The 19,785-nt window shown below is 71.4% G+C and carries 23 protein-coding genes; 7 read left to right on the top strand and 16 right to left on the bottom strand.

The window, feature by feature from the left end; genetic code table 11:
• Nucleotides 1-57: 57 nt before the first annotated feature.
• Nucleotides 58-1,080, bottom strand: coding sequence for a class II fructose-bisphosphate aldolase (fbaA, locus tag ACN28G_RS26970; protein ID WP_091432932.1), 1,023 nt, complete (start codon nucleotides 1,078-1,080; stop codon nucleotides 58-60).
• Nucleotides 1,081-1,213: 133 nt separating this feature from the next.
• The gene (locus ACN28G_RS26965; protein ID WP_421480620.1) at nucleotides 1,214-1,606 is read right to left on the bottom strand and encodes a phage holin family protein; all 393 of its coding nucleotides are present in this window, start codon (nucleotides 1,604-1,606) and stop codon (nucleotides 1,214-1,216) included.
• Nucleotides 1,607-1,731: 125 nt separating this feature from the next.
• Here ACN28G_RS26965 and ACN28G_RS26960 point away from each other — a divergent pair, with 125 nt between their 5' ends.
• The 4 genes from ACN28G_RS26960 to ACN28G_RS26945 all read left to right on the top strand — a co-directional run bounded on the left by ACN28G_RS26960 (nucleotide 1,732) and on the right by ACN28G_RS26945 (nucleotide 5,578).
• Entirely contained in the window at nucleotides 1,732-1,944 is a 213-nt protein-coding gene (locus tag ACN28G_RS26960; RefSeq protein ID WP_091432928.1) for a hypothetical protein, read from the top strand.
• 95 nt (nucleotides 1,945-2,039) lie between these two features.
• Nucleotides 2,040-3,602, top strand: a complete 1,563-nt coding sequence (locus tag ACN28G_RS26955) for an LPXTG cell wall anchor domain-containing protein (RefSeq protein ID WP_421480619.1) — start codon at nucleotides 2,040-2,042, stop codon at nucleotides 3,600-3,602.
• Nucleotides 3,603-3,806: 204 nt separating this feature from the next.
• Nucleotides 3,807-4,439 (top strand): DedA family protein, encoded by a 633-nt coding sequence (locus ACN28G_RS26950; protein WP_091432919.1) that lies wholly within the window; start codon nucleotides 3,807-3,809, stop codon nucleotides 4,437-4,439.
• Between the two features lie 182 nt (nucleotides 4,440-4,621).
• Nucleotides 4,622-5,578, top strand: coding sequence for a DUF368 domain-containing protein (locus ACN28G_RS26945; protein ID WP_421480618.1), 957 nt, complete (start codon nucleotides 4,622-4,624; stop codon nucleotides 5,576-5,578).
• A 66-nt stretch (nucleotides 5,579-5,644) separates the two neighbouring features.
• On the opposite strand, the gene ACN28G_RS26940 is transcribed toward ACN28G_RS26945, so the two are convergent.
• The 14 genes from ACN28G_RS26940 to clpB all read right to left on the bottom strand — a co-directional run bounded on the left by ACN28G_RS26940 (nucleotide 5,645) and on the right by clpB (nucleotide 17,362).
• Nucleotides 5,645-5,986 carry an ArsR/SmtB family transcription factor gene (locus tag ACN28G_RS26940; protein ID WP_091445720.1) on the bottom strand — a complete coding sequence of 114 codons (342 nt, stop codon included), beginning with the start codon at nucleotides 5,984-5,986 and terminating at the stop codon, nucleotides 5,645-5,647.
• Nucleotides 5,987-6,079: 93 nt separating this feature from the next.
• The gene (pyrE, locus tag ACN28G_RS26935) at nucleotides 6,080-6,619 is read right to left on the bottom strand and encodes an orotate phosphoribosyltransferase (protein ID WP_091432912.1); all 540 of its coding nucleotides are present in this window, start codon (nucleotides 6,617-6,619) and stop codon (nucleotides 6,080-6,082) included.
• A gap of 156 nt (nucleotides 6,620-6,775) precedes the next feature.
• Entirely contained in the window at nucleotides 6,776-7,585 is an 810-nt protein-coding gene (locus tag ACN28G_RS26930) for an SDR family NAD(P)-dependent oxidoreductase (protein ID WP_091432907.1), read from the bottom strand.
• Nucleotides 7,582-8,235: a hypothetical protein gene (locus tag ACN28G_RS26925; RefSeq protein ID WP_421480617.1), complete on the bottom strand. Its 654-nt coding sequence runs from the start codon at nucleotides 8,233-8,235 to the stop codon at nucleotides 7,582-7,584. Before ACN28G_RS26925 ends, ACN28G_RS26930 begins: the two co-directional genes overlap by 4 nt.
• 73 nt (nucleotides 8,236-8,308) lie before the next feature.
• Nucleotides 8,309-9,130, bottom strand: coding sequence for a hypothetical protein (locus tag ACN28G_RS26920; RefSeq protein ID WP_421480616.1), 822 nt, complete (start codon nucleotides 9,128-9,130; stop codon nucleotides 8,309-8,311).
• A gap of 83 nt (nucleotides 9,131-9,213) precedes the next feature.
• Nucleotides 9,214-10,818: a polyamine aminopropyltransferase gene (locus ACN28G_RS26915; protein WP_091432899.1), complete on the bottom strand. Its 1,605-nt coding sequence runs from the start codon at nucleotides 10,816-10,818 to the stop codon at nucleotides 9,214-9,216.
• On the bottom strand, nucleotides 10,815-11,519 hold the full coding sequence (locus ACN28G_RS26910; RefSeq protein ID WP_139135548.1) for a hypothetical protein: 705 nt from the start codon (nucleotides 11,517-11,519) through the stop codon (nucleotides 10,815-10,817). Before ACN28G_RS26910 ends, ACN28G_RS26915 begins: the two co-directional genes overlap by 4 nt.
• Nucleotides 11,520-11,578: 59 nt before the next feature.
• Nucleotides 11,579-12,001, bottom strand: a complete 423-nt coding sequence (locus tag ACN28G_RS26905; RefSeq protein ID WP_091432893.1) for a DUF350 domain-containing protein — start codon at nucleotides 11,999-12,001, stop codon at nucleotides 11,579-11,581.
• A gap of 38 nt (nucleotides 12,002-12,039) precedes the next feature.
• Nucleotides 12,040-12,465 (bottom strand): DUF4247 domain-containing protein, encoded by a 426-nt coding sequence (locus ACN28G_RS26900; RefSeq protein ID WP_091432890.1) that lies wholly within the window; start codon nucleotides 12,463-12,465, stop codon nucleotides 12,040-12,042.
• Nucleotides 12,462-12,968 carry a DUF2617 family protein gene (locus ACN28G_RS26895; protein ID WP_091432886.1) on the bottom strand — a complete coding sequence of 169 codons (507 nt, stop codon included), beginning with the start codon at nucleotides 12,966-12,968 and terminating at the stop codon, nucleotides 12,462-12,464. Before ACN28G_RS26895 ends, ACN28G_RS26900 begins: the two co-directional genes overlap by 4 nt.
• A 3-nt stretch (nucleotides 12,969-12,971) precedes the next feature.
• Nucleotides 12,972-13,607, bottom strand: a complete 636-nt coding sequence (locus tag ACN28G_RS26890) for a DUF4178 domain-containing protein (protein ID WP_091445718.1) — start codon at nucleotides 13,605-13,607, stop codon at nucleotides 12,972-12,974.
• Between the two features lie 112 nt (nucleotides 13,608-13,719).
• Complete coding sequence (locus ACN28G_RS26885) at nucleotides 13,720-14,118, bottom strand: hypothetical protein (protein ID WP_091432882.1); 399 nt, start codon at nucleotides 14,116-14,118, stop codon at nucleotides 13,720-13,722.
• A 116-nt stretch (nucleotides 14,119-14,234) separates the two neighbouring features.
• Entirely contained in the window at nucleotides 14,235-14,633 is a 399-nt protein-coding gene (locus tag ACN28G_RS26880) for a VOC family protein (protein WP_421480615.1), read from the bottom strand.
• A 137-nt stretch (nucleotides 14,634-14,770) separates the two neighbouring features.
• Nucleotides 14,771-17,362, bottom strand: coding sequence for an ATP-dependent chaperone ClpB (clpB, locus tag ACN28G_RS26875; RefSeq protein ID WP_421480614.1), 2,592 nt, complete (start codon nucleotides 17,360-17,362; stop codon nucleotides 14,771-14,773).
• A gap of 195 nt (nucleotides 17,363-17,557) precedes the next feature.
• Between clpB and ACN28G_RS26870 the strand changes: the two genes are divergently transcribed.
• From ACN28G_RS26870 to ACN28G_RS26860, 3 genes are all read left to right on the top strand, one after another.
• Complete coding sequence (locus ACN28G_RS26870) at nucleotides 17,558-17,833, top strand: hypothetical protein (protein WP_091432872.1); 276 nt, start codon at nucleotides 17,558-17,560, stop codon at nucleotides 17,831-17,833.
• Between the two features lie 74 nt (nucleotides 17,834-17,907).
• Complete coding sequence (locus tag ACN28G_RS26865) at nucleotides 17,908-18,408, top strand: cation:proton antiporter regulatory subunit (protein ID WP_421480613.1); 501 nt, start codon at nucleotides 17,908-17,910, stop codon at nucleotides 18,406-18,408.
• 5 nt (nucleotides 18,409-18,413) lie between these two features.
• Nucleotides 18,414-19,643, top strand: coding sequence for a cation:proton antiporter (locus tag ACN28G_RS26860; RefSeq protein WP_091432861.1), 1,230 nt, complete (start codon nucleotides 18,414-18,416; stop codon nucleotides 19,641-19,643).
• The last annotated feature ends 142 nt before the right edge of the window (nucleotides 19,644-19,785 follow it).

The following is a 19,785-nucleotide window of genomic DNA, read 5'->3' as shown; positions in this document are numbered from 1 at the left end:
AGAGGGGTGACCTTCTCGACCGTAAGCGTTAACAGGGGGCCCTTCCTTACACCGGGGTTACTTGAGCTTGGTGCCGGTGGAGCGGAGGTGCTCGCAGGCCTCGACGACCCGGGCGGCCAGGCCGGCCTCGGCGAGCTTGCCCCAGGCCCGCGGGTCGTACTGCTTCTTGTTGCCGACCTCGCCGTCGACCTTGAGCACGCCGTCGTAGTTGCGCAGCATGTGGTCGGCGACCGGGCGGGTGAAGGCGTACTGGGTGTCGGTGTCGATGTTCATCTTCACCACGCCGTAGTCAAGCGCCTCGCGGATCTCCTCCAGCAGCGAGCCGGAGCCGCCGTGGAAGACCAGGCTCAGCGGCTTGTCCTTGCCGTACTTGGCGCCGACCGCCTGCTGGATCTGGTTGAGGATCTCCGGGCGGAGCTTGACGTTGCCCGGCTTGTAGACGCCGTGCACGTTGCCGAAGGTCAGCGCCGCCATGTAGCGGCCCTTCTCGCCCAGGCCGAGCGCCTCGACCATGGCCAGGCCGTCCTCGGTGGTGGTGTAGAGCTTGTCGTTGATGGCGTTCTCGACGCCGTCCTCCTCACCACCGACCACGCCGACCTCGATCTCCAGCACGATCTTGCCCTCGGCGGCCCGGTCGAGCAGCTCGGCGGCGATCTGGAGGTTCTCCGCGACCGGTACGGCGGAGCCGTCCCACATGTGCGACTGGTACAGCGGGTCCTCGCCCCGGGCGACCCGCTCCTTGGAGATGGCCATCAGCGGGCGGACGAACTTCTCCAGCTTGTCCTTGGGACAGTGGTCGGTGTGCAGGGCGATGTTGACCGGGTAGTTCTTCGCCACCTCGCGGGCGTACGCCGCGAAGGCCACCGCGCCGGTGACCATGTCCTTGACGGTCGGGCCGGAGAGGTACTCGGCACCGCCGGTGGAGACCTGGATGATGCCGTCGCTCTCCGCGTCGGCGAAGCCCTTCAGGGCGGCGTTCAGGGTCTGCGAGGAGGTGACGTTGATCGCGGGGTACGCGAACCGGCCGGCCTTGGCGCGGTCCAGCATCTCCGCGTAGACCTCTGGGGAAGCGATGGGCATCTCGAAACGCTCCTTACTTACCGCTGTCGGCCGGGTGGCCGCTGTCTTCCGTTGGTCCGCCGGACCGCACTGTCCATCGCCGGAAGTATCCCGTAACAGCCCTGCGCCGGCACAACCGGCCCGGACCAGCGGCTCACCGGCGATCCGGGGCGTCCGGCACGACGACGCTGATCACCCAGCTCACCACCGCCACCACGATGGCCCCCCAGAAGGCCGCCCAGAAGCCGTTCACCCGGAACGGCAGGTCCAGTTTCCCGGCGATCCAGTCGGTGAGCAGGAACAGCAGCGCGTTGACCACCAGCGCGAACAGTCCCAGGGTCAGCAGGTAGAAGACGCAACCGACCACCTGGATGACCGGCTTGAGCACGGCGTTGACCACGCCGAAGATCAACGCGACGACGACCAGGGTAAACGCCGTGTTCGCCCCGGACCGGCCGGTCACCTCCACCCCGGGTACGACCAGGGTGGTGACCCACAACGCGATCGCGGTGATCGCCAACCGGATCAGAAAGCCCACGCCGTCCATCCTGGCACCGGCCGGTGCCCTCCGGGGCGGCAATCGGCCGACCGGGGTGGCCGGCGTGCCGAGCGGACCCGGCCCACACCCCGTACGGTGTGGGTAGATTTCCGCTGTTTATCCAGGGAGAGACGATGGGTCAGCCCGACGAGGACTTCGCCCCGAGCGACCACCTCACGCCTAACGAGCGTGACCTGGAGGCCCCGGCCGCCGACGCGGTCGAGCAGGCCACCTCGATCGACCCGGCCGACGGCGAGACCGAACCGCACCGAGGGCTGGAGGTCGCCGACTGGGACGCCATGGAGCAGGCCCGGGTCGTCGCCGGCGACGAGGACGACTACCGCTAGGGCAGCGACCGACAGCCGCACCGTCCCGCCGGGGGACATCGAAAGCCGGCCGTTGCGCTTACGATCCACGGGCCACCCATCGGAGGAGCCCCGTGATGCGTACCCGCTCGATTCGGCGTCTGCTGGCCGGGCTCGGCGTCGTCGGCCTGGTGGTCGCCGTGGCGGCTTCCCCCGGTGCCGCCGCGCCGGAGCCGGCCGACGTCCGCCCGGCCGTCGCGTTCGACCTGTACGCCAACAACGTGGCGCTCGCGCCCGGCGGCCCGAAGAAGAGCGTCGACCTGACCGTGCTGGGCGACCGGCCGCTGCCGTCGGCGACGGTCACGGTGGACCGCAGCGGTGTCGACGGTTTCGCCACGGTGGCCCCTTCCGGCGGTGACTGCTCCGCGGCCGGTCCGGTGCTGACCTGCCAGGTGCTCGACGAGGACGGGCCCAGCATGGGCCTGCTCTCGCTGGTGGTGTCGCTGCGCGAGAATGCCGAGGCGGGTCAGCGGGGTGAGCTGGCCTTCACCGTGACCGAGCCAGGCGGCGGCCGGAGCACCTTCCGCTCGACGGTCTCAGTCGGCGCGGGCGTCGACCTGGTGGCGCCCGCCGAGGCGGCATTGACCGGTCGGCCGGGTGCCACCGTCACGGCCCCGCTGACCGTACGCAACCAGGGTGAGCGGGCCGTCGAGCAGCTTGTCCTCTACGTCGTCGGGAACTACAGCCTGGCGCCGGCCAAGCGGTACCGGAACTGCGAGTACTTCGCCACCGGGCCGCACCACAGCACGCCGGTGACGTTCGCCTGCACCTTCGACCGGAGTCTGGCACCCGGTGCGGCCGTCCGGGTGGACAGTGACTTCTCGTTCGCCCTGCCCCGGGACTCCTGGGCACCGAACACCCAGCACGGCACCGCTGTGTGGCTCACCCCGGCCGACTGGGCGGCGTTGCGCTCGCAGCGGTCGCCGGCCAACCAGGACGGCGAGCGGGGCACCGACGGGGTGCTCGGTCTGGCGTCGGTCTCCGCCGCACCGCAGCGGGCCGGCGAGCCCCAGTCGGAGTTGACCCCGGGTGACAACTCGACCGAGATCGTCCTCACCGTCCAGGGTGACCAGCAGGCCGACGCGGCCGCCAACGGGGCCCGGGTCAGCGGCGAGGTCGGCCGGACCGTGCCGGTCACCGTCGGCTACACCAACAAGGGGCCGGCGGTACTGAACGCGGGTGGCCGCAGCTTCTACACCATCGTGGCCGTGCTGGTGCCCGAGGGCACCACGGCGGTACGCGCCCCGAAGAACTGCCGCAGCGACGAGGACCAGGGCGAGGAGCCGGGCCGGCCGGGTGGCCGACACTACAGCTGTTTCCGGACGGGGCCGCTGCCCAGCGGCGAGCGGGCCGAGTTCCCGTTCTCGCTCCGGATCGACAAGGCGGGCCGGCACAGCAGCACGATCACGCTGGGCCACAACGGGTCGACGGTCCCCGTGGATCTCGATCCCGGCAACGACACCGCGAAGATCGTGGTCGACACCGCAGCCCAGGGCGGCGGTGACGGTGACGACGACGGCGGTCAGGGTGGCGGTCTGCCGATCACCGGAGCTTCGGTCGTCACGATCGCCGCCATCGGCGGCGGCCTCCTGCTGGTCGGTGCCGCCCTCTTCTTCTTCACCCGCCGCCGGCAGCCCTGAGCCGTCGCCGGCGGCCCTCATCCGTCGCCTTCATCCCTCACCCGCCGCTGGCGGCCCTGAGCCGAGAACGGGCAGGTCATCCGGTGACGGGCGATGCGGGTGATGGTGTCGGACGGTGGGCTCTAGACTACGCAGTGCCGTTATCGAGGGCGGAGTGCCGCCTTCTGCCCTGGCAGACTTCGGAGGTCCCCCGTGCCGCCCAGCATGACCGTCGCCCTGGGGCCGGACTGGCTCGATCCGGAGTTCCTCATCTCGACGTTCGGGCTGCTGGGCATCCTGGCCATCGTCTTCGCCGAGTCCGGTCTGCTGATCGGCTTCTTCCTGCCCGGTGACTCGCTGCTCTTCACCGCCGGTCTGCTCACCGCCGACGGGCAGTACATCACCTACCCGCTCTGGCTGGTCTGCCTGCTGATCACCATCGCGGCCGTCGCCGGCGACCAGGTCGGGTACGCCTTCGGTCGCAAGGTCGGGCCGGCGCTGTTCCGGCGGCCCGACTCGCGGCTGTTCAAACAGGAGAACGTGGTCAAGGCGCACGAGTTCTTCGCCAAGTACGGTGCCCGGTCGATCGTGCTGGCCCGCTTCGTGCCGATCGTCCGGACGTTCACCCCGATCGTGGCCGGTGTGAGCCGGATGAACTACCGCACCTTCGTCACCTACAACGTGGTCGGCGGCATCCTCTGGGGCACCGGGGTCACCGTGCTCGGCTACTTCCTCGGCCAGGTGCCCTTCGTGAAGGCCAACATCGAGGCGATCCTGATCGGCATCGTGCTGCTCTCGGTGCTGCCGATCGCCTTCGAGTTGCTCCGCGCCCGGCTGGCGGCCAACCGCCGCGCCTGACCCGGGACACCGCCACGGGCCGCCCGCGACACCGCCGCCGGCTGCCGCCACGAGCGCCATACCGGCTGACCCGCGACTCAGTCAAGCGGGGCTCCGGGCTACCCTGACCGGCCCCGGTAGCCTGGTTGGCCACGTGACCGGTCCGCGTACGGCGGTCCGGGCGGACGGACGAACGGATTCTTATGGCACTGGGTGAACGGGTCGGTCATGTCTTCCGGGGGGCGGCCATCGGGGTGGCCGAGGCCGTACCAGGAGTCAGCGGAGGCACGATCGCGCTGGTCACCGGCGTGTACGAGCGGCTGATCGTCTCCGCCGGCCACCTGGTGAACGCGTTCCGGTACGCCGTGGCGGACGTCCCCCGCAAACGGGGCTGGGCCCGGGCCGGCCAGCAGTTCCGGTACGTGCACTGGTCGGTGGTACTGCCGGTGTTCCTCGGCATGGTGCCGGGCCTGCTGCTCGCCGCGATGTTGCTCGAACCGGTGCTGACGGAGTATCCGGAGCACACCCGGGGGCTCTTCCTCGGCCTGGTGCTGGCCTCGGTGCTGGTGCCGCTGTCGATGATTCCCCGACCCCGGCACGCCGGACACCTGGTGGCGCTGATCGCCACCGCCGTCGGCGCGTTCCTGCTCACCGGTCTGCCGCAGGCGGAGCTCACGCCCCACCCGGTGATCGTGCTGATCGTCGCGGCGGTGGCGGTCTGCGCCCTGGTGATGCCCGGGGTGTCCGGGTCGTTCCTGCTGCTCACGGTGGGGCTCTACGAGCCGACCATCACCGCGCTCAACGACCGGGATCTCGGTTACCTCGCGGTCTTCGGCACCGGCATGGTGCTCGGCCTGGCCTCGTTCGTGAAGCTGCTGCAGTGGCTGCTGGACAAGCACCGCCGGATGACGCTGGCGGTGATGGCCGGCGCACTGCTGGGTAGTCTCCGCGCACTGTGGCCGTGGCAGACCGAGGACCGGACGTTGACCGCCCCCGGCGACAACCTGCTGCCGATCCTCGGGCTCTTCCTGCTCGGTCTCGCCCTGGTCGGCGCGATGATCGTCGCCGAGCAGCGCCGACTGCGGCGGGCCGCCGAGGCACTGACCGAGGAGCCCGCGTACCAGCCACCGGCGTCCTACCGGACGCCGGTCGACCGCTGAGGCCACGGACGACCCCGCCCGCTCCGGTGACCGGCCTGACCGGTCACCGGAGCGTGACGGTCACCGTCAGCGAGCCTTCTTGGTGGCGCGCTTGCGCGGCGGGGTGAGCAGGTCGGCGATCGTGGCGATCGCCGCCGGCACCAGCCGGTAGTACGCCCAGACACCGCGCTTCTCCCGCTCCAGCAAGCCGGCCTCGGTGAGGATACGCAGGTGGTGACTGACCGTCGGCTGCGAGAGGCCGAGCGGCGCGGTCAGGTCACAGACGCACGCCTCCCCCTCGGGAGCCGACTGGATCAGGCTGAGCAGCCGCAGTCGGGCGGGATCGGCAAGGGCCTTGAGCACCCCGGCCAGCCGCTCGGCATCGGCACGTTCGATCGGCTCGCCGGCAAGCGGCGAGATCTGAGGCATGGTCATTTCAGCCAACGCAGTTCCCACGAATTACATCCTTCCACCAGCAGCATCGATCCGCCTGCATATCAGCAGATCCGAATCGGTAAACTTTTACGCCACAAGGCCGAGGTCAGCCAACGTATAGGCGGCCCGATACGGCAGTCCGGCGGCTTCCACCGCGGCACCAGCGCCTCGATCAACAATAACCGCCACACCCACCACCTCGGCTCCGGCCTCGCGCAACGCGTCGACCGCGGTCAACACGCTGCCCCCCGTCGTCGACGTGTCCTCGACCGCCAACACCCGACGTCCCACTACGTCGGGGCCTTCGATCCGTCGTTGCAGGCCGTGCGCCTTGCCTGTCTTACGCACCACGAACGCGTCCAACGGGCGGTCGTCCGCCGATGCCGCGTGCAGCATCGACAGGGCGATCGGGTCCGCGCCGAGGGTGAGGCCACCCACCGCGTCGTACTGCCAGTCGGCGGTCAGGTCGAGCAGCACCCGGCCGACCAACGGTGCCGCCCGGTGATGGAGCGTGACGCGCCGCAGATCGACGTACCAGTCCGCCTCCTGACCTGAGGAGAGCACCACCCGGCCATGCACAACAGCCAGGTCAGTGATGAATTTACGCAGGTCGTCGTGGTCCCCCATGCCGATAGAGGGTACTGCGCAACTCTGGGAGTCAGGTGTGGGGTCCGCTCGGGTCAACCCCGCGAGCGACTGATCTGTAGCAATGATCCGCTACTCTGTGCGACGGTGCTCTGTCCAGCGGCCGGACGTACCCGCAAGTAGTGGTGGCGGGCCCGGTCAGCCGGTGGCGCGCTCCGGTCGCCGGCGGCGGTCCCGGGTCGCGGCGTGCAGCAGGCGCAGCGGAGTGTGCCGCAGCCCCGCCACGGCCAGTTTGTACTTCCACGCCGGGACACTTACCAACTTGCCTTTCCGCAGGTCACGAAGGGCTGCGTCAACGACATCGTCGGTCCGGAGCCAGAGCCAGGCGGGGATCGTCGCCGGGTCGATGCCGGCCCGTTCGTGAAACTCGGTGCGGGTGTAGCCGGGACAGAGAGCCAACACCCGAACACCGAACGGCAGGGCGGCCTGCCCCACCGACTCGCTGAAGTTGGTTACCCAGGCCTTGCTGGCCGCGTACGTCAATCCGGGCGCGAAGGCGGCGAACCCGGCGACGGAAGAGACATTTATCACTGCCCCGCGTCGGCGTTCGGTCATCGACCGCAGCGCCGCCCGGGTCAGCCGCATCACCGCGTACACGTTGAGGTGCAGCACCCGGGCCTCGTCGGCGGCGCTGGTGTTCAGGAACGACCGCTTGAGGCCGATCCCGGCGCTGTTGACCAGCATCTCGACCGGCGGCCCGGCGGTGATCCGCCGCTCGACGGCGAGACAACCGTCCTCGGTGGACAGATCGGCCGGCAACGTCTCGACCCGTCGACCGTGCCGCCCGGTCAGCTCGGCCGCCATCGTGTCGAGCCGGGTGGCGTCCCGCGCCACCAGGACCAGGTCCCACCCGTCGGCGGCGAACCGACGGGCGAAGGCCGCACCGATCCCGGCGGTCGCCCCGGTGACCAGGGCCCACCGCCGCGTCGGGATCGCATCGGACGTCACGGGGTCATCCTCACCGGGGGTACGGGGTCGCGGGGCGGCTGGGCGGGTGGACCACCCGGGGCCTGGTCCGTCGAGCCGGTCGACGGGGTGCGCCGGGCGAACCAGGTGTGCGCCGCCGGCAGCACCAGCAACGTGATTACCACAAGGTAACCGACGAGCTGTCCGACCGAAACCCCGGCGTTCAACGGAATCCACCACGACGGGTACGCCTCCGGCACGGCGGCGAGTAGGGCGGCCGTCGTGGGGTCGTCGTCGGCCAGCCGCAGCGGCGCGAGGCGCTGACCGAGCAGCAGCGCCAGGGCGCCACCGCCACAGCACCCGCCGAACCCGGCGACCACCCAGGTCGCCACCCGGGCGCCCCGGCGACCGGCCAGCAGCCCGACCGCGAGCCCGGCGAGCAGGAGGCCGACCAGCACGGTGACCACCGCCGACAGCACCACGGTGACCCGCACCAGGGTGACCACCGTGTCGATCTCGCCGTCGTCGGCGGTGCCGGCCACGGTCGAGCGGAACCGGTCCACGGTGCCGGCCAGGTTGACCAGGCTGGCGACGGCGTAGCCGAGCGCACCGAGGGCCATCAGCAGCAGCCCGGCCGCCGCGAAGGTGACCACGGCGGGGCGGCGCACGGGTGCCGGATCGGGACAGGACACGACTGATCCCTCCGAGTAGGTGTCGGGTTGCAACCTACTCGGAGGGATCGTCGGTGGCGCGCTTATCCGGCCGTCAACTTCCAGACGGCCGGTCCGACGGGCCCTGGTCGCCCTGCGACGGCGGGAACTGGTCGCCCTGCGACGGCGGGAACTGGCCGCCCGGCGACTGCCCCGGCGGCGGGTAACCCGGGTCGCCCGAGCCCTGGGGCGGTCCGGACGGCGACGGGTAGCCCGGATCGTTCGAGCCCTGCGGGTGCCCCGGAGTCTGCGGGTAGCCCGGCTGTCCCTGCGGGTGGCCCGGGTAGTTGCCGCCGGGAACCGGCGGCTCCCAACCCTGCGGCTTGTTGCGGAAGAACTCGTTGGACGCCGGCAGCGCCAACAGGATCAGCGCCGCGAGCAGCGCCAGCAGACCGAGCACGGACAGGGTCATGCTTACCCCGTTGTACCAGGACGGCAGGTCCGCCTCCAGCCGACGCTGCAGCGCGTCGGTGTCGATGTCGCCACCGCTCTGGTTGCCGGCCATCCCGGCCGCGCCGCTGATCAGGCCGCCACCGCTGCAGCAGACCAGGACCCCACCGACCACCCAGGTGGTGATCCGGGACCAGTTCTTGCCCCGGTTGTTCAGCATGGCGAGCACGAAGAGCCCGACCGCGAGCAGCACCACCAGGACGCTCGCGCCGATGGCGAAGGCGACCCCCACGTTGGCGAGGGTGGCGGCACCGTCGGGGTCCGACCCCTGGTAGGCCTCCTGGAACGCGTCCCGGGTGGGACCGATGGTCAGGAAGGACAGGATCAGGCCGATCACCTGGGTGATCGCGAAGGCGAGAATCAGATAACTGGAAATCGTGACGACGCTCGGCCGGGCACGGGCGGGCGTGTTCTGGGAATCGACCACGGTTCTCCTCTCCTAGATCAGCACACCGTATCGACAACCGGCCAGTGCGGCACGCCAAGTGGCGTCGCGACCCGCCGGAACGGTCAGTAGCCTCGCCATTCCGTCCGGGCGTACTCCAGCACCCGGGGGTTGAGCAGGGTCGAGGCGGGCACGTCCACCCGCCGGCGGTCGGCCGGGAAGGTCGCCGCCGAGCGCAGCGTCTCCGCGTCCAGGAACCGCAACCGGGGTACGTCGTCGGACAGCCGCAGCTGCGGGGTACGGGTACCCGGCTCAGCCAGCACGAACCCCCAGTTGCCGAAGGACGGCACGTCCACGTGGTACGGCACGGTGGCGAACCCGGCCTCCCGGATGGAGGCCTCGATCGACCAGTACGAGCGGGGCGCGAAGTACGGCGAGCCGGACTGCACCACGATCCGGGCCCCGTCGGCCAGCGCCACCCGGACCAGGGTGTAGAACTCGACCGTGTAGAGCTTCGCGGTGGCCGTCTCGTTCGGGTCGGGCAGGTCCACCACCACCGCGTCGTACCGCTCGGCCGACTCGCGCAGCCAGGTGAACGCGTCGGCGTGCACCACCCGTACCCGGGGGTCGGCGAAGGCGTCGCCGTTGAGCTGGCGCAGTTGTGGCTCGCTGCGGGCCAGCGCCACCACCGCCGGGTCCAGGTCCACCACGGTCACCCGGCGCACGTCCGGGTACCGCAGCACCTCCCGGACCGCCAGGCCGTCACCGGCGCCGAGGACCAGCACCTCACCCCGGGCCCCGCTGAGCGCCGGATGCACCAGGGCCTCGTGGTAGCGGTACTCGTCGATCGAGCTGAACTGGAGGTCGCCGTTGAGGAACATGCGCAGGTCGGTGACGCTGCGGCCGGGCTCGGCGACCGACCGGGTAAGCACGATCTCCTGGTAGCGGCTGCGTTCGGCGTGCACCACCGGATCCCGGTAGAGCTGCTGCCTGGCGGTCAGCTCGAAGTCGCGGGCGGTCACCCAGGCGTAGGAGAGCAGGAGTCCGACCACGACGGTGCTGGCGACGATGGTGACCGTGGCCCGGCGGCTCAGGTCCCGGCGGAACACGGTGAGGACCAACGCCACCCCGGCGACGGCGTTCACCGCGCCGACCACCAGCGCGCCCTTGAGCTGCCCGAAGAGCGGCAGCAGCAGGAACGGGAAGGAGAGTCCACCGAGCAGCGCCCCGATGTAGTCGGCGGCGAAGAGGTCCGCGACCGCGCTGCCGGCCGACTGCTCGCGGATCCGTTGCAGCAGCACCATCAGCAGGGGGATCTCCGCGCCGATCAGCAGACCGAGCACGAAGGCGGTACCGACCAGCGCCGGGCCGTACAGGTCCAGCCAGGCGAAGGCCGCATAGAGCCCGAGCACCGAGAGGCCACCGAGCAGCGCCAGGGCCAGCTCGATCAGGGCGAAGGCGGGAGCCGCCCGGGACTGCAACGGCTTGGCCGCCAGCGCGCCGATGCCCATCGCGAAGACCATCACGCCGAGCACGATCGAGGCCTGCCCGACCGTGTCGCCGATCAGGTAGCTGCCCAGCGCCACCAGCGCCAGCTCGTACACCAGGCCGCAGGCCGCGCAGACGAAGACCGCGACCAGCACCGCGGCGCGGGCCAGCCGCCAGTACGGCCGTACCGGCGCGTCCTCCTCGGGCGGTCCGACGACGGCCCCGGCGGCGGCGACGGTCATCGGGCCCGCTGTCGGCCGGTCGGGGCCGGGGCCGCTCGCCGCTGCCGGCTGCGCTGCACCAGACCAACAATGATCAACAGTACGGCGGCCAGCAGCAGCGCCCCGACGGCGAAGAGGTAGCCACTGCGGTCCCGCCAGAGGTCACTACCGGCATCGGGCAGGGCCGTGACCTGGGCCGCCGGCGCTGCCGGAGCGGTGGCCAGCGGCTCGACCAGACCCGCCTCGGCGGCCAGCAGTGGCAGCACGCTGGCCGCCCGGGTCACCGCCCAGCCCGGATCGTCGACGAAGACCTCCTCGGTCAGCCCGAACCGCGCCAGGTCCGTGTCGAGCCCGCCCAGCCTGGCCCGGTCCAGGTCCGGCGAGCCAGCCACCCGGAACGACGCCGAGTCCTCCAACTCGCTGCTCGCGGAGGTGTAGTCGACGTCGGCCACCAGCTGCAACCAGCGCGGGCAGCCCGGATTGTCCTCGACCGCGATCCCGTCGCCCAGGTTGGAGCCGACGGTGACCGCCTGCGAGCCGTCCACCAGCTTCCAGCCGTAGCAGAGGCCCTGCTCGGTGGCGGCCCGCGCCAGGATCGGCACGGTGTCCTGGCGCTGGGTGCTGGTGGGCGGCGGCACCGCCGTGCTGCCGCTGTCACTCGTGAAGACATTGCTGAAGTCGTCACCCACGCAGCAGCCGAACACCACGAACACCGCGGCCATCGACCCGATCACGACCCCCCGGGAGGCTCTCCCATCCGTGAGCTGCTTCGTCGACGCCATCAGCTGATCGCGGCTGCGATGATCGCGCCGGCAGCGACGTGCACGGTGGCGGACACCCACACCGCGGGGTGCGGCTCCGGGTCGACCAGGATCTCACCGAGCCGGCCGGGGGTCACCGCGTCCAGCAGCACGAACGCCCCCGCCATGATGAGCAGACCGAGGACACCGTACGCGCCGGCACCGATCAGGCCGAGGGTGAAGTTGTGGTCGCTGGCGACGATCGCGGCGACCACGATGGTGCCGACCCCGACCAGGTTGGAGGCGAGCAGCACGGCGGCGTTGCGGTTGCGTTCGTTCCAGATCAGCTGGTTGAGCCGGCCGGGGGTGGCCACGTCGACCAGGACGTAGCCGATGCCCATCAACAGGACGCCGACCACCCCGTAGGCGAGGGTGGCCAGCAGATCGGTGACGAGGTTCTGCACAGGAGGCTCCAGGGTGAGGGGGGTGTCTTACGCGAAGCTCACTTGCCGCTGCCGGGGCCGCCGCCCCGAATGGTGCTGCCGCCGCCCCAACCCCAACCCCCACCGACCGTCGAGTGGTAGCGCGGGTACGCGGTCGAGAGCCGCTCCAGCAGGATGACCGAACCGGCGGCGACCGGCAGGATGACCACGGAGTCGTCGTCGTAACGGAGGTAGACACCACTGCCGTCGACGTACTGGTCGGCCGGCTGCCAGGCGTCGGTGACCTCCTTGGCCACCGCGCTCGGTGGCCGGCTGGAGGTGTAGGCGATCGCCTCCCGGCCGATGTCCCGGTTCGCCGCCCGGTTGTACCGGTCCTCGACGAACCCGCGCGGGGAGAAGTTGCCGTAGAAGATGGCGAACCCGGCAAGCAGTACGCCGACCATCGCGACGGCCACCCCCATCACGAACCACCGCCGGTACGTCATCTCAGTGCCACCACCGTTTCGGTCAGGACCAGCTCGCCGGTCTGGGGATACGCGTGCCAGGTGCGCCAACCGGCCGCCCCGGCCGGCGGATCCCGGCGTACCGAGAGCGCGGTCACCGCGTCCACGTCCCCGCCGAAGACACCCACCAGCGCGTACGGATCGTCGGCGAGCTCAGCGCGCAGCTCGGCGACCCGGGCGCTCAGCTCGGCCGGGGCCAGCCGGAGCACCGAGGCGGTGAACCGGTGACCGGCCGCCTCGTCGTACGCCGCGTCGGGCAGCTCCGGCGGCCGGCCCGGCAGGCAGGCGACGGTCTCGCTCAGCTCGGTGCCGGCCGTGCGCAACAGCACCTGGTGCGAGGCGCCGAGCAGGCGCAGCCGCAGCTCGACCGGCCCGGGCAGGACGAGGTCGAGCACGTGCAGGGCGGGTCGCTCGGCGTCACCGAGGGCCAGGCTCAGGTCGGCGGCGCTGGTGTCGACGTAGGGGGTGTCCAGGGTGACCAGCACCGCTCAGTTCACCTTCTCCGGACCGCCCTGCGGGTAGATCATGACCTCGCCGCGGTGCAACAGCTCACCCCGGGCGACCTCCCAGCCCGCGTCGCCGTACGCCTCGAAGGAGAGCCGGGCGCCACCGGGCCCCTGGTAGTCGTGGTACCGCATGGTGCCGGTCGGGTCGAGACCGGTGGTGCCGACGGCGGTGTAGCGGGCCTGTCCGGTCTCGTCCCAGTTGTAGCGGCGACCGCCGAAGTCGATGGTCGGCGCGCCCGGGGTCACGGTGGCCCCCGGCTCGGCCTCCCAGAGCACCAGCTCCAGGTCGGGGTCCTCCTCGACGGAGAGCCAGCGCTTGACGCCCCCGGCGTCGTCGAGCAGGTGCTCGGCCCAGCTCCAGCTTCCCTCGACGAGGTGGATCGAGCCGCGCACGGTCCAGGACCGGCCACGTACGTCGATGATGTCGCCGGGGCGCAGCCGACGTGGGTCGCCCCGCAGCGCGTCGGCGTCGACGTCCCGGAACGGGTCGGCGGGCGCGGCGGGTGCCGGTGCCGGCCGGGACCTGCTCTTCTGGAGTGCGACCAGGGCGATCACCAGCCCGGCCACCCCGACCAGACAGCCGACCGCCGAGACCAGGTACGCGACTGAACCGTTCAACACTCGACCCCCCAGGTGTGTTGGCGCAGACGGTAACAACCTCGCGCACCTGCGGGAACTCGAAGGCCGACCGGTGATCGGCCGACTACCGGGAGTCCCGCCCGCGACGGGTTCACGGTGCGACGAGCCGGGCGTCGGCGTACTGCCCCAGGGTGGTGCGCTCCATCAGGCAGCCGGTGAAGGTGGTCAACTCCCCTGTTTCGCCCCGCAGCCCCGCCCAGGCGGCCCGCCCGGCGCTCGGGTCGAGCCGGTCCAGCAGGGTGGCCGCGTACGCCCGACCGGCCGGGGAGCCGTTGCCGAGCAACCAGTCCAGCCGGGTCCGTACCTCGTCCGGTCGAGCCGCCACGGCGGTAAGCAACCGCTGGTACGCCTCGGTGGCGGGCAGCATCGTGCCGGCCAGGCCGACCCCGCCGAAGGCGAGGGTGTCCGACCCGGCCAGTGTTCCGGTCGCCGCGTCCAGCTCGGCGATCGTCACGGCCAGGCGCTCGTCCGGTCCCGGGTTGTCGGCCATGCCGGCCACTGTTCCCAGCCGGGGCCCCGGCCGAACATTCCGGAACGCGCCGGCTCAGCCTCCGGGGCGGGCCGGCTCAGCTCCCGGGGCGGGCCGGCTCAGCTCCTGGGGCGGGCTCAGCTCGCGGTGGGCTCCCGGCGGTAGCTGGCGACCTCGATCAGGTTGTCGTCCGGGTCCCGGACGTAGATGCTGGTCATCGGCCCCATCGCCCCGGTACGTCGGACCGGTCCGAGTTCGACGGTGACGCCCAGGCCGGCCAGGTGCTCCCGTACCTCGGCCAGCGGCGAGTCGGTGACCAGGCAGAGGTCGCCGCTGCCCGGGGTGGGGCGGGTCGCCTTCGGGTCGACCTCCCGGCCCGCCTCGTGCAGGTGGATCCGCTGTCCGCCGAAGCTGAGCACCCGGCGCCCCTCGTCGACCGTCTCCACCCGCATGCCCAGCCCTTTCGTGTAGAAGTCGACCGTCCGGTCGAGGTCCGTCACGGTGAGCACCAGATGGTCGATCCGTTGGATACGCATGCGCACATGCGTAGCGCACTTCGCCCCTCTTCGGGGCGACAACTCCCGGATTGCGTCACGACACCGCCCCGACGGGCGGACCCGACGGGGCGGCAGCGGGCGGACGGCCGGCTCAGGCCGCGCGGAGACGGCCGGGCTCAGGCGGCGGTGACGGTCAGGGCGTCCTTGCTGTCGGCCAGGTCGACCTGGACCGTGTCGCCGTCCCGGATCCGGCCGGCGAGCAGGGCCTTGGCGAGCTGGTCGCCGATCGCCGACTGGACCAGCCGACGCAACGGCCGGGCACCGTAGATCGGGTCGTAACCGTGCTCGGCCAGCCACACCCGGGCGGGGTCGGTGACCTCCAGCGTCAGCCGGCGGTCCGCCAGGCGCCTGCCCAGCAGTCCCAGCTGGATGTCCACGATGGCCCGCAGGTCGTCACCCCGGAGAGCGGCGAAGACCACGATGTCGTCGAGGCGGTTGAGGAACTCCGGCTTGAAGTGCGCCCGGACCACCGCCAGGACCCCCTCCCGACGCTGCTCGTCGGCCAGCGTCAGGTCACTGATCACCGACGACCCGAGGTTGGCGGTGAGGATCAGGATCGTGTTGCGGAAGTCCACGGTACGACCCTGACCGTCGGTGAGCCGGCCGTCGTCGAGGACCTGGAGCAGCAGGTCGAAGACGTCCGGGTGGGCCTTCTCCACCTCGTCGAGCAGGATCACCGAGTACGGCCGGCGGCGCACCGCCTCGGTCAGCTGGCCGCCCTGCTCGTACCCGACGTAACCGGGCGGGGCACCGACCAGGCGGGCCACCGAGTGCTTCTCGCCGTACTCGCTCATGTCGATGCGGACCATCGCCCGCTCGTCGTCGAAGAGGAACCCGGCGAGCGCCTTGGCCAGCTCGGTCTTGCCGACACCGGTGGGGCCGAGGAAGAGGAAACTGCCGGTGGGGCGGTCCGGGTCGGCGATGCCGGCCCGGGCCCGCCGGACCGCGTCGGAGACCGCGGTGACCGCCTCGGCCTGGCCGATGACCCGCTCGGTAAGCGACTCCTCCATCCGCAGCAGCTTGGCGGTCTCGCCCTCCAGCAGCCGGCCGGCCGGGATGCCGGTCCAGGAGGCGACCACGGCGGCGATGTCGTCCGCGCCGACCTCCTCCTTGAGCATCGCGCCGTCGGCCTGCAACCGGGCCAGCTCCTCCTCGGCGATGGCCAGGTCGGCCTTGAGCGCCGGAATCCGGCCGTAACGCAGCTCGGCGGCGCGTTCCAGCTCGCCGTCGCGTTCGGCCCGCTCGGCCTCGCCGCCGAGCCGTTCCAGCTCCTCCTTGGCGGTGGAGAGCCTGGTGATGTGCCCCTTCTCGGTCTGCCAGCGCGCGGAGAGGGCGGTGAGCTGCTCACGCTTGTCGGCCAGCTCCTTGCGCAGCCGCTCCAGCCGCTGGGCGGAGGCCTCGTCGGGCTCCTTGGCCAGCGCCATCTCCTCGATCTCCAGCCGGCGGACGGCCCGCTCGATCTCGTCCACCTCGACCGGCCGGGAGTCGATCTCCATCCGGAGCCGGGAGGCGGACTCGTCGACCAGGTCGATCGCCTTGTCCGGCAGGAACCGGTCGGTGATGTACCGGTCCGACAGGGACGCGGCGGCGACCAGGGCGGCGTCGGTGATCCGTACCCCGTGGTGCACCTCGTACCGCTCCTTGAGGCCACGCAGGATGCCGATGGTGTCCTCGATGGTCGGCTCACCGACCAGCACCGGCTGGAAGCGGCGCTCCAGGGCGGGGTCCTTCTCGATGTGCTCGCGGTACTCGTCGAGGGTGGTCGCGCCGACCATCCGCAGCTCGCCCCGGGCCAGCATCGGCTTGAGCATGTTGCCGGCGTCCATCGAGCCCTCGCCCTTGCCCGCGCCGACCACGGTGTGCAGCTCGTCGAGGAAGGTGATCACCTGGCCGTCAGAGCCCTTGATCTCCTCCAGCACCGACTTGAGCCGCTCCTCGAACTGCCCCCGGTACTGCGCGCCGGCCACCATCGCCCCGAGGTCCAGCGAGACCAGCTTCTTGTCCCGCAGCGACTCGGGCACGTCACCGGCGACGATCCGCTGGGCCAGGCCCTCGACGATCGCGGTCTTACCGACCCCGGGCTCGCCGATCAGCACCGGGTTGTTCTTGGTACGCCGGGACAGCACCTGGATCACCCGGCGGATCTCGGAGTCCCGGCCGATCACCGGGTCGATCTTGCCGTCCCGGGCGCTGGCGGTCAGGTCGACGCCGTACTTGGTCAGGGCCTGGTAGGTCTGCTCCGGGTCGGCGCTGGTCACCCGCCGGTCCCCGCCCCGCACGGACGGGAAGGCGGCGACCAGGCTCTCCTCGGTGGCCCCCGCGTTCTTCAGCGTGGTGGAGACCCCGCCACCGACCTGGGCGAGCCCGGCGAGCAGGTGCTCGGTCGAGGTGTACTCGTCACCGAGCGGCCGGGCGATCTGCTCGGCGGCCCCGATGGCGTTGACGAACTCGCGGGCCAGGGTGGGCTCGGCGAGACTGGAGCCCCGGGCCGCTGGCAGGGCGTCCACCGCCCGCTGGGCGGCCCGGCGCAGCTCGACCGGGTCCGCCCCGACGGCGCGCAGCAGGCCGGCGGCGGTGGACCCGTCGGTGTCCAGCAGGGCCAGCAGCAGGTGCCAGGGCTCCACGGTCGCGTGGCCGCCCCGCTTGGCCAGGGCGACGGCACCGGTGATGGATTCGCGGCTCTTAGTGGTGAGACGTTCCGTGTTCATGGGCTCCCCCGGATAGGCGTGTCCAGTGGTTAGGACGAAGCCAGAGTTGAGCGTATTCCACTCAACTCTAACCGGTGACCCACATCACCCTCCACCCCCGCCCCTCGGTCACGCCGACGTCGTTAACTACCCAACGGAATCCGACAAACTAAATAATCTGGCTGGTGGTTATGCACTTAATTCTCGAGGTAGCTGATGCGTAGCTTCGTCGACCTGGACCGACTCCTCGGCCAGATCCCCGGCACCCTGGTGACCGCGCTGAGCACGGTGGATGTGGGACGTGGCTCCGAGGCGCTCTACCGCGACCAACTTCCCGGCCTGCTCAGCCAACTGGCCGACCGCGCCCGGGTCGCCAGCATCACCGCCTCGTCGGCGATCGAGGGCATCGTCGTGGCCGACGAGGCCCGGGCCGACCGCATCCTGGCCGGCCGCGTCACCAACCTGCGCAACCGCGGAAGGGCCCCCTGTTAACGCTTTCCGAGCCCCCGCGCGGTCGACGAGAACGAGGGGCGGAGAGCTTCGGTGAAGCGGAGTAGCGTGGGCTGGTGCGAGTACGCGTCGAACAGACCGCGCTGCCGGGCATCGGCATGCGTCATGACCTGGTGACGGAGTCCGGTCGCCGACTCGGGGTGGTCTCCCACCGCAACGGCCGCCGTGACCTGGTCCTCTACGACCCGGACGATCCGGACGCGTGTCAGGCGGACATCCCGCTGACCGACGACGAGGCGGAGGCGTTGGCCGACATTCTCGGCGCGTCGCTGATGCTGGGCCAGCTCGCCGGGTTGCGGGAGCAGGCCGCCGGGCTGCTCACCGAGCAGATCGCCATTCCGGCCGGTTCCGCCTACGTCGGCAGGCTGCTCGGCGACACCAGGGCACGGACGCGTACCAGTGCCTCCATCGTCGCGGTGCTACGGCACGGCGAGGTCATCGTCTCGCCCGTCCCCTCGTTCCGCTTCGCGGCCGGTGACGTGGTGGTCGTGGTCGGGACCCGACAGGGCCTCGACGGGGTGACCGCCATCTTCGCCGACAGTGACCCGGACGGCTGAGCCGGATGCCGGCGGAGACCTCGCTCCTCGTCGAGCTGGGCGCCCTGCTGTTCGGCCTTGGCCTGCTCGGCCGGCTCAGCCGCCGGATCGGGCTCTCCCCGATCCCTCTGTACCTGCTGGCCGGCCTGGCCTTCGGCCACGGCGGCATCCTGCCGCTGACCGCCAGCGAGGAGTTCATCGCCGTCGGCTCCGAGATCGGCGTGATCCTGCTACTGGTCATGCTCGGCCTGGAGTACTCGGCCAACGAACTGGTAGGCAACCTGCGGTCGGCCGCCCCGGCCGGGCTGATCGACGCGGTGCTCAACGCGACGCCGGGGGTCGCCTTCGCCCTGCTGCTCGGTTGGGGCTGGCTGGCCGCGGTGGTGCTCGGCGGCATCACCTGGGTCTCCTCCTCCGGCGTGATCGCCAAGGTGCTCAGCGACCTGGGTCGGGTCGGCAACCGGGAGACCCCGGTGGTGCTGTCGGTGCTGGTCATCGAGGATCTCGCGATGGCGCTCTACCTCCCGCTGCTCACCGCGCTGCTGGCCGGCGTCGGCCTGGTCCGGGGCGGCCTGGCCCTCGCCGTCGCGGCGGGCACGGTGATGGTCGTCCTGGTCGTCGCCATCCGGTACGGCCGGTGGATCTCCGCGGCGCTGTCGGCCCGGGACCCGGAGGCGCTGCTGCTCGGGGTGCTCGGGCTCACCCTGCTGGTCGCCGGCATCGCGGCGAAGCTACAGGTGTCGGCGGCGGTCGGCGCGTTCCTGGTGGGCATCGCCCTGTCCGGGCCGGTGGCGCACCACGCGACCGAGTTGCTCTCCCCGCTGCGGGACCTGTTCGCCGCGGTCTTCTTCGTCTTCTTCGGGTTGGTGACCGACCCCCGGGAGATGCCGCCGGTGTTGCTGCCCGCGCTCACCCTGGCCGTGGTCACCATGGGGACCAAACTGCTCACCGGGTACCTGGCCGCCCGGCGGGTCGGCATCGCCGAGCCCGGCCGGTGGCGGGCCGGCCTGGCCCTGATGCCACGCGGGGAGTTCTCCATCGTCATCGCCGGGCTCGCGGTCGCCGCCGGGACGGTGGAACCCCGGTTGACGGCGCTCGCCACCGCGTACGTGTTGATCACGGTGGTGACCGGGCCGATGCTGGCCCGACTGCCTGACCTGGCGTGGTTCAAGCAGTGGCTGCGCCAGCGGTCGGCGGCCCGGCTGGCCAGGCCGGTCCCCACCCCCGAGGGACCGCCGCTACCCACCCCGGACTGAGCGACGGGGACCGGCCCGGGTCGCTCCGGCAGGCCCGCGTCGCCGCGACCGGCGGCACCGGGATCCCGGTGCCGTCGCCGACGCCGGCGGCCACCTCACCGGCGTGACCTTCGGCACCGTGTCCAGGCGGCTTGCCCGTACG

Source organism: Micromonospora sp. WMMA1923, from assembly GCF_049179195.1.
In the GTDB taxonomy this organism is placed as follows: Bacteria; Actinomycetota; Actinomycetes; order Mycobacteriales; family Micromonosporaceae; genus Micromonospora; species Micromonospora yangpuensis.
The sequence above is the reverse complement of the archived record's forward strand: the minus strand, read 5'-3'. Positions and strand labels throughout refer to the sequence as shown.